General features: G+C 71.2%; 13 protein-coding genes and 1 riboswitch. All 13 genes read right to left on the bottom strand.

The window, feature by feature from the left end; genetic code table 11:
- Positions 1-537 (bottom strand): thiamine phosphate synthase (locus D8M34_RS07830; RefSeq protein WP_148113048.1); only part of this gene is annotated, 537 nt, incomplete at its 3' end.
- Positions 534-1382, bottom strand: a complete 849-nt coding sequence (gene thiM, locus D8M34_RS07825) for a hydroxyethylthiazole kinase (protein ID WP_126893646.1) — start codon at positions 1380-1382, stop codon at positions 534-536. The genes thiM and D8M34_RS07830, both read right to left, overlap by 4 nt.
- A riboswitch (TPP riboswitch) is annotated at positions 1373-1466 on the bottom strand. (Overlaps the previous gene by 10 nt.)
- A 7-nt stretch (positions 1467-1473) precedes the next feature.
- Positions 1474-1848 (bottom strand): hypothetical protein, encoded by a 375-nt coding sequence (locus tag D8M34_RS07820; protein WP_194088844.1) that lies wholly within the window; start codon positions 1846-1848, stop codon positions 1474-1476.
- Between the two features lie 154 nt (positions 1849-2002).
- Entirely contained in the window at positions 2003-2668 is a 666-nt protein-coding gene (locus D8M34_RS07815; RefSeq protein WP_126893645.1) for a DUF402 domain-containing protein, read from the bottom strand.
- 59 nt (positions 2669-2727) lie between these two features.
- Positions 2728-5247: a phenylalanine--tRNA ligase subunit beta gene (gene pheT / locus D8M34_RS07810; RefSeq protein WP_126893644.1), complete on the bottom strand. Its 2520-nt coding sequence runs from the start codon at positions 5245-5247 to the stop codon at positions 2728-2730.
- Positions 5247-6287, bottom strand: a complete 1041-nt coding sequence (pheS, locus tag D8M34_RS07805; protein WP_025105270.1) for a phenylalanine--tRNA ligase subunit alpha — start codon at positions 6285-6287, stop codon at positions 5247-5249. The genes pheT and pheS overlap by 1 nt, the downstream gene beginning before the upstream one ends.
- Positions 6288-6336: 49 nt before the next feature.
- Entirely contained in the window at positions 6337-7263 is a 927-nt protein-coding gene (locus D8M34_RS07800; RefSeq protein ID WP_025105271.1) for an amino acid ABC transporter permease, read from the bottom strand.
- Entirely contained in the window at positions 7260-7907 is a 648-nt protein-coding gene (locus tag D8M34_RS07795; protein ID WP_062636670.1) for an amino acid ABC transporter permease, read from the bottom strand. The genes D8M34_RS07800 and D8M34_RS07795 overlap by 4 nt, the downstream gene beginning before the upstream one ends.
- A gap of 85 nt (positions 7908-7992) precedes the next feature.
- Positions 7993-8907: a glutamate ABC transporter substrate-binding protein gene (locus D8M34_RS07790; RefSeq protein WP_025105273.1), complete on the bottom strand. Its 915-nt coding sequence runs from the start codon at positions 8905-8907 to the stop codon at positions 7993-7995.
- 46 nt (positions 8908-8953) lie between these two features.
- Positions 8954-9700: an amino acid ABC transporter ATP-binding protein gene (locus D8M34_RS07785; protein ID WP_025105274.1), complete on the bottom strand. Its 747-nt coding sequence runs from the start codon at positions 9698-9700 to the stop codon at positions 8954-8956.
- A 262-nt stretch (positions 9701-9962) separates the two neighbouring features.
- The gene (locus D8M34_RS07780) at positions 9963-10925 is read right to left on the bottom strand and encodes a TAXI family TRAP transporter solute-binding subunit (protein WP_062764626.1); all 963 of its coding nucleotides are present in this window, start codon (positions 10923-10925) and stop codon (positions 9963-9965) included.
- A complete protein-coding gene (locus tag D8M34_RS07775) occupies positions 10922-12295 on the bottom strand; it encodes an ATP-binding protein (RefSeq protein WP_025105276.1) in 1374 nt (457 codons plus the stop codon). Before D8M34_RS07775 ends, D8M34_RS07780 begins: the two co-directional genes overlap by 4 nt.
- A 3-nt stretch (positions 12296-12298) precedes the next feature.
- Positions 12299-12970 (bottom strand): response regulator transcription factor, encoded by a 672-nt coding sequence (locus D8M34_RS07770; RefSeq protein WP_025105277.1) that lies wholly within the window; start codon positions 12968-12970, stop codon positions 12299-12301.
- Positions 12971-12983 lie beyond the last annotated feature (13 nt).

The raw sequence follows: 12983 nt of genomic DNA, 5'->3' as shown, positions 1-12983 counted from the left end.
CGCCGTGTCGTCGAGCTCCACCCCGCCGATCGCGACGCACGGCAGCGCACTGCGCGCGGCGAACGCGGCGAAGCCGTCGATGCCGAGCGGGGCCGGGTGGTCGGGCTTGGTGCGCGTGGGGCGGATCACGCCGACCCCGAGGTAGTCGACCGTGCCGGGCGGCAGCGCGGCGACCTCCTCGAGGTGCGCGGAGGTGTTCGCGGTCAGCCCGATCAGGGCCTCCGGGCCGAGGAGCTCGCGCGCGCGGAGCACCGAGGCGTCCGCCTGACCGAGGTGCACCCCGTCCACCCTGGCGCCGCGACGACGGGCCTCGACGGCCGCATCGAGGCGATCGTTCACGACGAGCAGCGCGCGACCGTCGATGGCCGCGGACAGAGCGAGGAGCTGCACGACGGTCTCCTCGTCCGTCGCCTCCTTGTCGCGCAGCTGCACGATGCGGACGCCGCCGGCCACCGCTTCGCGGACGGTCGCGACCACCCCGCGTGCGCCGCACAGCGACCGATCGGTGACGAGGTACAGGGACAGGTCGACGGTCATCGGGTCTCCTCCTCGACGCGGGCGCGGTCCCGGAGATCCGCCGGGGTCACGGCGGACAGCGCATCGAGCAGTCCGACGGCGAAGCTGCCCGGTCCGCGGGAGGCCTCCGCCGCCTGCTCGGCCGCGACCGTGTAGACGAGGGTCGCCGCGGCCACCGCCGTCAGCGCATCGGTCCCGGTACCGCGGGACGCCCCGAGGAAGGCCGCCATCACGGCCCCCAGCGCGCAGCCGCCGCCCGTCACCCGCGTGAGCAGCTCGTGCCCGTTGGCGATGCGGATCACCCGTTCCCCGTCGGTGAGGAGGTCGACCGGGCCGGAGACGGCGACCACGGAACCGTGCCGGTCGGCGAGCTCCCGCGCCGCCGCTGCCGCCGCCTCGGTACCGTCCGTCGCGTCGACACCGCGGCCGCCGCTGCTGTGCCCGGCGAGCGCGAGGATCTCCGACGCGTTGCCGCGGATGGCGGTCGGGCGCCGCGCGGCCAGCTCCTGGGCCAGTGCCGTCCGCACCGGGAGCGTGCCGATCGCGACGGGATCGAGCACCCACGGCGTGGCGGCGGCGAGTGCTCCGGCCACGGCTCCCCTGCTCGCCTCCCGCTGCTCCGGGGTCGGCGTCCCGAGATTGACGAGGAGCCCCGAGGCGGCACCCGCGAACGGTCCGGCCTCGCCGACGATGTCGACCATCGCCGGCGCCGCACCGAGCGCGAGCAGCACGTTGGCGGTGAACCCCGTCACGACGGCGTTCGTGAGGCAGTGCGTCAACGGCGGCGCAGCCCGGACCTCCTCCCGCAGCCTTCCCGCCGTGACGGCGAGGTCGAGGACGGATTCCGGACGCACAGGATCGCTCATTGCGACATCCCTTCGCTAGTACGAACTAGATCAGGTTCGACGGGTGTGATCTCAGCCGCGGATGCGGCACCCCGTGTCACTGCCTCGCAGTCTAGCGAGCGAAGGCGTCGAGGAGCGCCCGCTCCTCCGTCCGCGTGAGTCCGGCGCGGCGCTCCCGGTCCACGCCCCGTTCGCGCTCGTCCGCCACGACGCGTTCCACCGTCTCGTCGAGGGGCCGGAGCCTGCCTCCGTTGCGCCGGTACCGCGCGTTCGAGCGGGTCATGAATCCGCTCATCTCGTGCGGCAGCCACAGCGGGAGCGAGCGCGGCCCCGCCCAGTACGCGACACCCTCCGCGACGAGACGCTCCTCCGTGCCGACGATGACCGGACCGGTGTGCCCGGTGGAAGCGCGCACCGTACGCAGCACGTCCTCCAGGTCGCGCACGTCGCCGATCGCGTTGACGGCGCCGGTGACGGTGGCGGACACGACGAAGGCGGCGACGTCCTCGACGTCGATGACCTCGCCTGATGCCGCGCGGGCTCGGCGCCGTCGCGGAGGCCGGCCCCGAAGCGGTCAGGGGACGACGATCTCGTCGAGGCCGTCCAACACAGGATCGACGACTCGGGGGAAGGGCCTCCGCTCAGAGCGGAGCCACATAGGCCACCCCGCGAGCACAGGCCCTCACGCGTTGGAACGACGCGATGGCCGCGACCGCGTGCCGCTCGATCTGCGCGGCCTGCGTGGCGGTCAGCCGTCCCTGGTCGACGGCGGCGACCAGCTCGTCCTCGTCCTTCATCGCCACGCGCCCGTCCTGTGCGATCTCGACGTCGAGGACGTGATCGGAGGTGTAGGTGGCACTGTCGGTGCGCAGGTGCGCGTTCTCGAGGTTGACGTACCAGCCGGCGAAGTCCCACGTCGTCCCGGTGACCGAGCTCCAGAACAGCCAGACCGACCACGGCACTCCCGCGGGCGCGATGCGCAGGATGCCGTTGCCCCACCACTCCTCGACGATCCGGCGCCGGGGCTCCCGCCACCGCCGATCGAGCGGGACGGCCCGGATGCGCTCCCCGTCCCGCGTGCCCTGACCTTCCTGCTGCGTCCCGGCGGCGAGCCACGCGACGAGACCGCGCTCATCGTCACGGACGACGCGCATGGGGGTGACGGTCGCCGCCTCCCCCGTGGTCCACCCCGGCTTGCGGTAGTGCCAGTCGAGCTGCGCACCCGGCGAGAGGAACGGTCCCTCCCCGAGCGATCGCGCTCCGGCGGGGACCGAGGGTGGCGTGGGCTGCAGGAGGAGGCTCGTCATCCGGCCACGCTATCGCGAGAGCGCACGGCTCCCCGGAAAGGGGCCGTGCGCTCTCCCGATCAGTCGCGGAGGGCGGCGCCGAAGCGCTCCGCGGCCACGGCGACGCCCGCCATCTTCGCCTCGGAGGCCTCCGCGGCGGTCAGCGTGCGGTCGTCGGCGCGGAAGCGCAGGGCGAACGTCAGCGACTTCGATCCCTCGGGCACACCCTCGCCGCGGTAGTCGTCCACGAGCCGGACGGACTCCAGCAGCGCGCCAGCGCCCTCGGCGAGAGCCGCGCGGACCTCGCCTGCCGGCACCTCGGCCGGGAGCGTGAGCGAGACGTCCTGCGTCGCGGCCGGGAACGTGGACAGCGACGCCGCCACGATGCGTCCTCCGGCGAGCGTGAGCAGCCGGTCGAGGTCGAGCTCCAGCACGGTGGCGCGACCGGGCAGATCGGCCTCCTCGGCGACGGCCGGATGCAGCTCGCCGACGTAGCCGACCTCCTCGCCGGCGGCGACCAGCGCACCGGTGCGTCCAGGATGGAGCGCGGCGCGCTGCGTCTGCACGACGTCGATCTCGATGCCCGCGGCGGCCCCGATCACGCGGACCGCGTCGAGCGCCTCGACGAGCCCGGCGGCCTCGGCGGCACGCCCCGGCTGACGCGGCGACACATTGCCGGTCAGCAGCACCGCGACGTGGCGCTCCTGCGGGGGGATGGAGGCGTCGAGCTCGGCGAGCACCTCATCCGACGGCCGGACACCCAGCGGCGGGACCTCGGCGGTGCCGTACTCCACGCCGGGCTCCGGGACGAACACGGCCCCGGTCTCGAACAGCGCGAGATCCGTGAGCCCGCGCGAGATGTTGCGGTGCGCGGTCTGCAGCAGACCCGGGATGAGCGAGCGCCGCAGGAACGGCACCTGCCCGTCGAGCGGGTTCGCGAGGCGGATGCTGGGCAGGTGCTCACCGGACGCGGAGCCGTGCAGATCGTTCTGCGCCTCGGTCGTGAACGGGAACGCCGGAGTCTCCACGAACCCGGCGGCGGCGAGTGCGTTCGCCACGCGGCGACGCCCCTGCTGGTGGGCCGTGAGACCGCGACCGGACGGCGGCGTCGGCAGCACCGCGGGGATGCGGTCGAGTCCGTGGATGCGGGCGACCTCCTCGGCGAGCGACCACTTGTCGGTGAGGTCCGGGCGCCAGGTCGGCGGGATGACCGTCCACCCGCCCTGGGTCCCTGAGCCTGTCGAAGGGCTGACCTCCGCCCCGATCGTCGTGAGCGCCCCGGTGATCTCGTCGTCGGTGTAGTCGACGCCGATCAGCCCCTGTACGAAGCCGCGCGGGAGCTCGATCTCGGCGACGAAGACCTCGGCGAAGAGCGCTCCGCCCTCCTCCGTGAGCGTGCCGCCGGCGAGCTCGACCATGAGGTCGGCTGCACGCCGGGCCGCGACGAAGGGGATCAGCGGGTCGACGCCCCGCTCGAAGCGCTTGGACGCCTCGCTCGGGAGCTTGTGACGGCGGGCCGTGCGGGCGATGGTCGTCGCGTCGAAGGTCGCCGCCTCGATGAGCACGTTCCGCGTGGTGTCGCTCATCTCGGTGGTGCCGCCGCCCATGACACCGGCGAGGCCGATGGGACCGGAGTCGTCGGTGATGAGGAGGTCTTCGACGTGCAGCTTCCGCTCCACGCCGTCGAGCGTGGTCATCTTCTCCCCCGGCGTCGCGCGCCGGACGGTGATGCCGCCCGTGAGCTTGTCGAGGTCGTAGCCGTGCAGCGGCTGCCCGAGCTCGAGCATGACGTAGTTCGTGATGTCGATGAGCACACCCAGCGACCGCATGCCCGCGAGGCTCAGGCGCGCGATCATCCACGGCGGGGTGGGTCGCGACGGATCGACGTCGCGCACGACCCGGGTGACGAACTCGCTCGCGCCGACCTTGCCGCGCACCGGCGCCTGGTCGTCGACCACGGCCGTGTGTCCGGAACCGGGCTGCAGCTCGGCGAAGTCGCGCTCGGCGGGGTCGCGGAAGGCCGCCCCCGTGGCGTGGGAGTACTCACGGGCGACGCCGCGCACCGAGAACGCGTAGCCGCGGTCCGGCGTGACGTTGATCTCCACCGCGACGTCGTCGAGGCCCAGCAGCGCGATCGCGTCCGTGCCCACGGGCGCATCGATGCCGAGGTCGCTCAGCACGACGATGCCGTTGTGCTCGTCGCCGAGACCCAGCTCGCGCGCGGAGGCGATCATGCCGTCGGAGACGTGACCGTAGGTCTTGCGGGCGGCGATGGGGAACGGACCGGGAAGGACGGCGCCGGGCAGGGTCACGACGACCTTGTCCCCGACGACGAAGTTGTGCGCGCCGCAGACGATCCCGCGGACACCGCCGTGCTCGGGACCGACGTCGACCTGGCACCAGTTGATGGTCTTGCCGTTCGACTGGGGCTCCGGTTCGAGCGAGACGACCTGGCCGACCACCACGGGACCCGTGATGTCGAAGCGGTGCACGTCCTCCTCTTCGAAGCCGACGGTCACCAGCGCCGCGAGGACGTCCTCGGGCGTGGCATCCGCTGCCAGATCGACGTACTCACGCAGCCACGAAAGCGGGACGCGCATCACACCACCATCCCGTACTGCTCGCTGAAACGGACATCGCCCTCGGCCATGTCGCGCATGTCCTGCACATCGCTGCGGAACATCAGGCCCCGCTCGATGCCCATGCCGAACGCGAAGCCGCTGTACACCTCCGGGTCGATCCCGGCCGCGCGCAGCACGTTCGGGTTGACCATGCCGCAGCCGCCCCACTCGATCCAGCGCGCGCCGCCCTTGAAGGTCGGGTGCCACAGGTCGAGCTCGGCGGAGGGCTCGGTGAAGGGGAAGTAGTTCGTGCGGAAGCGGGTCTTGGCCTCCGGACCGAAGAGCTGCTTCGCGAAGTGGTCGAGCGTGCCCTTGAGGTGCGCCATCGTGATGCCCTTGTCGACGACCAGCCCCTCGAACTGCGTGAAGACCGGGAGGTGCGTGGCGTCGAACTCGTCGGTGCGGTACACGCGGCCCGGGCACAGCACGTAGATGGGGACCTCGCGGTTCAGCATCGACCGCACCTGCACCGGGCTCGTGTGCGTGCGCATGACGAGGTGGCGCGAGGTCGGGTCGACGTAGAAGGTGTCCTGCTCCTGGCGGGCGGGGTGGTCGACGTCGAAGTTCAGCGCGTCGAAGTTGAACCACTCGTGCTCGAGCTCCGGCCCCTCCGCGATCTCCCACCCCATGCCGACGAAGATGTCCTCGACGTGGTCCTGCAGGAGAGCGAGCGGGTGCCGGGCGCCCACACGCGTCCGCGACGGGACGGCGGTGATGTCGACGCGCTCGGCCTCCAGGCGCGCGGCGACCTCGGCGGCGGCCAGCTCGGCCTCCTTCGCCGCGAGCGCCTGGTTCACACGACCGCGGCCCTGGCCGACGAGCTTGCCGAACGCGGCCTTGTTCTCGGGGGCGACCTGGCGCATCGAGGCGTTCAGGACCGCGAGCGGCGATCCCTCCGCGACGTGCGCCGCACGGGCGGCTTTCAGCGCGGCGGTGTCGGCGGCCGCGTCGATCGCCGCGAGGGCGTCGGCGACAGCGGCTTCGACCGCTTCGGGGGTGATTTCCGGAGACTCTGACACGGGAGTCGAGTCTACCGGCGCGGGACGGGCGCCCCGCGCCGGTAGCGGCTCAGAGGCCGGAAGCGCCGGAGCTGTTGGCGTCGAACTTGCCCAGCCCGCGCTGCGCCACGATGAGCGACGTGTTCGTCTCGCCGTCGTGCTGGCGAGGGTCCGCCTCGTCCGGTCCGGCCTTGGCCGAGCGCTTCGCCCGACGCTGCAGGCGGTAGGCGATGTAGGACAGCACCAGACAGACCGCGACGTACATCGAGCCGCCGACGATCGCGGCGGGGATCAGCGGCGACCCGTAGGGCGCCTGGTTGCCGATCTGGTTGATGACGTACAGCAGCTCCTGGTACGTGATGATGAAGCCGAGCGCGGTGTCCTTCAGGGCCACCACGAGCTGCGCGATGATCACGGGCATCATCGCCCGGACGGCCTGCGGGATGAGGATGAAGTACATGACCCCGGTCTTGCGCAGGCCGATCGCGTAGCCGGCCTCCTTCTGTCCGCGCGGCAGCGACTCGATCCCGGCACGGAGCACCTCCGCGAGCACGGAGCCGTTGTAGACGATGAGCGCGATGACCACCGCGTAGTACGGGGGCATCCGGATGCCGATCACCGGAAGGCCGTAGTACAGCAGCATCATGAGGATCAGGACGGGGATCGCCCGCATGATCTCGATGATCCACCGCACCGGTTCGCGCACCCAGGCGTGCTCGGAGAGGCGGCCGATGCCGAGGACGAAGCCGAGGACCAGCGAGCCGACACCGGCGACGGCGAAGGCGGAGAGCGTGCTGAGCAGGCCCTCCCCGAAACGCACCCAGACCGCCGAGTAGGTGAAGATGTTCCACTTCTCCGCGGAGAACTGGCCGGTGGCGTACAGGCGCCAGACCACCCAGCCGAGCACGGCGAGGACGACGAGGATCGTGACGGCACCGATGATCCGGTTGCGGGCGACCGCGCGGGGGCCCGGGACGTCGAACAGGACGGAACTCATCGCGCGATCCTCCACTTGTTCTCGAGCACGCGCTGCACCCAGCTCAGGAGCAGCACGAGCACGACGAAGATGACCATCACCCAGAGCAGCACGACAAGGGCGTTCTCGCCCCGCTCGCTGAGCGCCGCCCGGATCGTGCCGAGGTTGACCACCGAGAAGCCGGCGGCCACCGTGGTGTTCTTCATGAGGGCGATCAGCACGCTCATGAGCGGCGGGACCACGGACCGCGTGGCCTGGGGCAGCACGACGAAGCGCATGACCTGGCCGAAGTTGAGGCCGATGGCGCGTGCCGCCTCCGCCTGTCCGACCGGCACCGTGTTGATGCCGGCGCGGATCGCCTCCGCGACGTACGTGGCGGTGTAGATGCCGAGGGCGATCGTGGCCAGCAGCAGGGAGTTGACCCGCTCCCCCAGCAGGATCGGAAGGCAGAACGCGAAGAAGAACATCACCAGCGTGAGCGGGGTGTTCCGGATCCAGTTCACGTACACGGCGCCCACGCCGCGCGCGATCGGGACCGGGGACACGCGGGCCGCTCCGACGATGAGTCCGAGCACCACGGCGATGAGGCCACCGCCGAGGAACAGCGCGATGGTTCCCCACAGCGCTTCACCCCAGAGGTCGAGGTGGTCCGAGATCACTCCCACTGCTGTGCCTTTCGGTTCGTTTCCGCGTCAGATCGACGCCGAGGAGGACGGGGGCGGCCGGTCGGACCGACCGCCCCCGGAGAGATCAACCGACCGGGTCGACCTCGGGCTGCTCGGCCTTCACACCGGAGGCGCCGAGGTTGTTGTCGAAGATCTGCTGCCAGATGTCGCCACCGTCGGTGAGCTGCGTGTTGAAGTACTCGACGAGCGCGTCGTCGCCCTTCGCCACACCGATGCCGTAGCGCTCCTCGCTGAACGGCTCGCCGACGACCTTGAGGTTGTCGGGGTCCTGCGCCGCGTAGCCGATGAGGATGGCCTCGTCGGTGGTGACCGCGTCGACCTGACCGTTCTTGAGGTCCTCGACGCACTTGGAGTACGTGTCGTACTCCTTCGTCTTCACCTCGGGGTAGTTCTCCTTGATGTTCTGGATCGGCGTCGAACCCGTCGCCGAGCAGACCGTCGTCGAGGAGTCCAGGTCGTCGACGCTCGCGATGTCGCTGTCGGCGGCGACGAGGAGGCCCTGGCCGGTGACGAAGTAGGGACCGGCGAAGGCGATCTGCTCCTTGCGCTTGTCCGTGATGGAGTAGGTGCCGACGTAGTAGTCGATGTCACCGTTGACGATGGCCTGCTCGCGGTTCGCGGAGGCGATCGCCTGGAACTCGATCTTCTCCGGGTCGACTCCGAGGGACGCCGCCATCCAGCGGGCGATGTCGACGTCGAAGCCGGTCCGCTCCCCGGTCACGGGGTCGAGGTAGCCGAGACCGGGCTGGTCCTCCTTGACGCCCACCTTGACGGTGCCCGACGAGGAGATGCGGTCGAACGTGGGGCTCCCCTCGATCGTGACGTCCTCCTCGACGGTCCAGGGCGTGCTGCTCGAGGTGTCGCCCTCGTCGCTTCCCGACGTGCCGGTGCTCGACGGCGTGCCGCTGTTGCAGGCCGTGAGCGCGAGCAGCGCCACCGTGGCGATCCCGAATCCGGCCAGTGTCCGTGTGCGTCGCATGTGCGTCTCCTTCGTGTGCTGTGCTGTGGGTGCTGGGTCTGGGAAGTCAGTGCGTGAGGAGCTTCGAGAGGAAGTCCTTGGCGCGGTCGCTCTTCGGGTTCGTGAAGAACTCCTCGGGCTTGGCCTCCTCGACGATCCGGCCGTCCGCCATGAAGACGACGCGATCGGCCGCCTTGCGGGCGAAGCCCATCTCGTGGGTGACGACGATCATGGTCATGCCCTCCTGGGCGAGCTCGACCATGACGTCGAGGACCTCGTTGATCATCTCCGGGTCGAGCGCGCTTGTCGGCTCGTCGAAGAGCATGACCTTCGGCTGCATGGCGAGGGCCCGTGCGATCGCGACGCGCTGCTGCTGGCCGCCGGAGAGCTGCGCGGGGAGCTTGTTCGCCTGCTGCGCGACGCCGACGCGCTTGAGGAGCATCATGGCTTCCGCCTCGGCGTCGGACTTCTTCAGGCCGCGGACCTTGATCGGGCCGAGCGTCACGTTCTCGAGGATCGTGAGGTGCGCGAAGAGGTTGAAGGACTGGAAGACCATGCCGACGTCGGCGCGCAGGTGCGCGAGCGCCTTGCCCTCCGCGGGCAGTTCCTTGCCGTCGATGCGGATCGAGCCGCTGGTGATGGTCTCCAGACGGTTGATCGTGCGGCAGAGCGTCGACTTGCCCGAGCCGGAGGGGCCGATCACGACGACGACCTCCCCCGCGTTGACGGTGAGGTCGATGTCGCTGAGCGCCTGGAACTCGCCGTAGTGCTTCTGGACGTTCTCGACGACGACGAGCGGGGTTTCAGAGGTCATCATTTCTCCAAACTAGCCACGCGATGCGCGCGGTTCCAGGCACCACGGTGAGGTTTACACGTTCGTAATCACCTGATCGCGGCGCCAATGCATCCTCGCAGGGGCACCCCACGGCCCGCCCCCTCGGGCCGCGGGATCGCCCTGCTGCCACGCTCCCAGCGACAGCAGGCAGCAGGTGTCCGATCGTGTGCGATCGACCTCACCCTGGCAGAGCCGGCGCACGGCTGTCAGGGATCTTGAGGATTTCTTGAGGGGGCGCCGGTCACCGGCGCAGGTCGCGGTAGTACTGCTCGGCACCGGGGTGCAGGGGCACCGGTCCGGTGAAGATCGCCGACCGACGGTCCAGCAGCGCCGCCGCCGGCACGTCGGCCGCGAGCGCGGTACGCGCGGCGAACAAGCCCGCGACGAGATCGTGGACGACGCCGGTCGGGGTGCTCCCGGCGGTGACGAGGTAGTTCGGCACCGCCATCGTCGTGACGGAGACGTCGAGTCCGTAGGTGCCCGCAGGCACGTCGGCGGGCCGATACGCGTGGGAGTACCGCTCGTTGACCGCGTTCACCCAGTCCTGCTCGACCGGGAGCAGGCGCACATCCACGGTCTCCGCGAGGTCCGCGATTCCGGGCGTCGGCAGCCCGCCCACCCAGAAGAAGCCGTCGATCTCGCCGCGCTCCATGGCGGCGATGGACCCGCCGAGGTCGAGCTGCGGATCGTCGATCGCGTCGGCGGCGACGCCGGCAGCGTGGAGCACCCGGGTGGCGATGACGTTCACCCCCGAGTTCTCGGCTCCGAGGGAGATCCTCCGCCCGGAGAGGTCGGCCAGGTCGTCCAGGGCCGAGTCGTCGCGCACGACGATCTGCAGGTACTCGTCGTAGAGACGGGCGATCGCCTGCACGTCCAAGGCCTCGGTGAAGGCACCCGTCCCCGCCACCGCGTCCGCCGCCGCATCACCCTGCGCGAAGCCGAGGAGGGCCTCCCCCGCACTCACGCGCAACAGGTTGTCCACCGATCCCGCCGTCACCTCCGCCGTGAGGTCGACGTCGAGCTCACGCGACAGCTCGGCCGCGAGGTGGCTGCCGTAGTCGTGGTAGACACCGGTGGGGCTGCCCGCGGCGAGCACGGCGACGGTCTCCGTCCAGTCCGCGGAGCGCGGGCTGCACGCGCTCAACCCGACTGCGGTGACGAGCGCGAGCATGCCGGCGACGACACGCCGCCCCCACGCGCTCATGCCGCCGCCTCCGCCGGGAGGACGAGGGCCACGAGGAGCCCGCCGCCGTCGGCCCCCTGCACCCGCAGCTCGCCCCCGACCGTCGCGAGGAGGTCGGTCGCGATCGCCAGCCCGAGCCCGGTCCCCGGCATGTCGCCGCTGTCCGCGCTCCGCCAGAAGCGATCGGCCGCCGCCGACGCATCCTCCGGCGACAGTCCGGGGCCGTGGTCGCGCACGGTAAGACGGCATTCGTCACCCGCGCGCTGCGCGCCGACCTCGATGGACGAGCCCTCCGGCGAGTACTTCACCGCGTTGTCGATCGCGGCGTCGAGCGCGCTCTCCACGATGGTGCGGTCGGTGATCGTCATGACCGACGACTCCCCCGTCCGACGCAGCACGATGGCCCGCTGCGCCGCCACCTCCTGCCAGGCCTCGACCCGGCGTCCGGCCACGGCGGCGAGATCGACCGCCGACATGGTGGAGTCGGTGCGACCGCCGCGGGCGAGCCCGAGGAGGGTCTCCAGGATGCGGGTCATCCGCCGGCCCTCCTCCCTGGTCTCCTCCACGTCGTGGTCCCACTCGCGTCCCAGACCCGTCGCGAGGTGCTCGACGCGCAGCAGCAGCGCGTTGAGCGGATTCCGCAGCTCGTGCGAGGCGTTCAGCGCGAACTCCTGCTGGCGGGTCATGACGCGCTCGATCTCGTCGGCCATGCCGTTGAACACCCGCGTCATGCGCCGCAGCTCGGGCGGCCCGGTGCCCTCGGCCACCCGCGCGTCCATCTCCCCCCGCTCGATCGCCGCCATCGTCTCGTCGAGACGGCGCACCGGGGAGAGCACCCAACGGGCCAGCCCGGCGACCAGGAGGATGCCGAGCGCGCACAGCAGCACGACGATGAGGCCGAGCACGAGCGTCTGCCGGAGGATGACGGTCTGCGGCGTCTGGGTGCCTCCGGTAACGAGCACGGCGCCGATCACGTCGCCGTCGTCGAACACCGGCTCCACGAGCGCCGCATCGGACACGATCCAGGCGGAAGAGGTCGGCTGCTCGGCGCGGCGTCCGGAGAGCGCCAGCCGCACCCGCTGCGCATCCCCCTCCGACAGGACCGTGTCTCCGTGGTCCCCCGCCGCCCACGGGCTGCCGGTGAGATCGAACACGGTCACCTCGATCCCGTAGACCTCCTGGAAGCGGCGGACCTCGGCGTCCATCACCGCCGGACTCCCGGAGCGCAGCGCCTGTCGGGCGCTCGTCGCGAAGTACCCGAGGTCGCCGAGCTGCTCGGCGTAGAACGACTGCTGGACGCTGCGAGCCGCGCTCCACCCCGTCACGCCGCCGAGAGCGACGAGCACCACGATCAGCGGCACGAGGAAGACGACGGTCAGGCGGCGGCGCACGCGTCAGGACCCCGCGAGCCGGTAGCCGACGCCGCGCACGGTCTCGATGAACGCACGGTCACCGCTCTTCTTCCGGATGGCCGCCACATGCACTTCCAGCGAGTGGCCGAAGCCGCGCCAGTCGGTGTTCCAGACCTCGCGGATGAGGCGCTCCTTCGGCACCGCGACACCCGGATACCGCGCGAGCACGCCCACGATGTCGAACTCCTTGCGGGTGAGCGCCAGCGGCACCCCGCCGACCTGCACCTCCCGCGCGACGAGGTCGATCTGCACCGCTCCGCCATGCAGCAGCACGCGGGTGTCCGGCTCCGTCCGCAGCGGCCGCGACCGCCGGGTGACCGCCTCGATCCGCGCCAGGAGCTCGTGCACGTCGTAGGGCTTCACCACGAAGTCGTCGGCGCCGGCGCGCAGTCCCTTGATGCGCTCGGCGACCTGGTTGCGCGCGGTGACGATGACGATCGGCACGTCGGAGCGCCCGCGGATGCGGCGGCAGAGGTCGATGCCGTCGACATCCGGCAGCCCGAGATCGAGCAGCACGACCTCGGTGTCGGCATCCAGGTGCTCCAGCGCCGCGTTCCCGTCGGCCGCGTGCACGGTGGCATAGCCCGAGCGCGCGAGGAAGGCCTGCAAGGCCCCCGCCACCCGCTCGTCGTCCTCGACGATCAGAATCCTCATCTCCCCGCGCCCC

The organism is Microbacterium sp. HSID17254, from assembly GCF_003989315.1.
Lineage (GTDB): Bacteria > Actinomycetota > Actinomycetes > Actinomycetales > Microbacteriaceae > Microbacterium.
This window is presented reverse-complemented; position numbering and strand designations above follow the sequence as displayed.

Coding starts and splice junctions, on each gene's coding strand:
- D8M34_RS07770 (WP_025105277.1), bottom strand. CDS start 12,970: ATGAGGATTCTGATCGTCGAGGACGACGAGCGGGTGGCGGGGGCCTTG.
- D8M34_RS07790 (WP_025105273.1), bottom strand. CDS start 8,907: ATGCGACGCACACGGACACTGGCCGGATTCGGGATCGCCACGGTGGCG.
- thiM (WP_126893646.1), bottom strand. CDS start 1,382: ATGAGCGATCCTGTGCGTCCGGAATCCGTCCTCGACCTCGCCGTCACG.
- D8M34_RS07785 (WP_025105274.1), bottom strand. CDS start 9,700: ATGACCTCTGAAACCCCGCTCGTCGTCGTCGAGAACGTCCAGAAGCAC.
- D8M34_RS07800 (WP_025105271.1), bottom strand. CDS start 7,263: ATGAGTTCCGTCCTGTTCGACGTCCCGGGCCCCCGCGCGGTCGCCCGC.
- D8M34_RS07815 (WP_126893645.1), bottom strand. CDS start 2,668: ATGACGAGCCTCCTCCTGCAGCCCACGCCACCCTCGGTCCCCGCCGGA.
- D8M34_RS07780 (WP_062764626.1), bottom strand. CDS start 10,925: ATGAGCGCGTGGGGGCGGCGTGTCGTCGCCGGCATGCTCGCGCTCGTC.
- pheT (WP_126893644.1), bottom strand. CDS start 5,247: ATGCGCGTCCCGCTTTCGTGGCTGCGTGAGTACGTCGATCTGGCAGCG.